Source organism: Streptomyces sp. NRRL S-495 (assembly GCF_000966955.1).
Taxonomy (GTDB): domain Bacteria; phylum Actinomycetota; class Actinomycetes; order Streptomycetales; family Streptomycetaceae; genus Kitasatospora; species Kitasatospora purpeofusca.
Window position 1 is genome coordinate 1 of record NZ_JZWY01000227.1, and the last position, 356, is coordinate 356.

Genomic DNA, 356 nt, shown 5'->3' on the forward strand with positions numbered 1-356 from the left:
GGTCACCACCGTGCTCGCCGCCGGCGGCACCCGCCCGGCCGACGCCCAGGCCGGCGGCGACGAGGAGGCCTGGGACGCGGGCGCGCTCGCCGCCCTGGACCGGCCGATCCTCCAGGCGCTCTGCCTGACCTGGTCGCGCGCCCGCTGGGAGGAGAGCGACGACGGCCTCTCCCCGCTGGACACCGCCACCCAGATCGCCGTGCCCGAGTTCGACGGCCGGCTGATCACCGTCCCGTTCTCCTTCAAGGAGCTGGACGAGGACGGCCTCACCGTCTACGCCGCCGACGAGGAGCGCTCGGCCCGGGTCGCCGGGATCGCCGTCGCCCACGCCCGGCTGCGGCACGTCCCGGCCACCG

General features: G+C 77.2%; 1 protein-coding gene. It reads left to right on the forward strand.

The window, feature by feature from the left end; translation table 11 throughout:
* A partial coding sequence (locus VR45_RS13575; RefSeq protein WP_045939985.1) for a cobaltochelatase subunit CobN occupies window positions 1–356 on the forward strand: 356 nt, incomplete at both ends.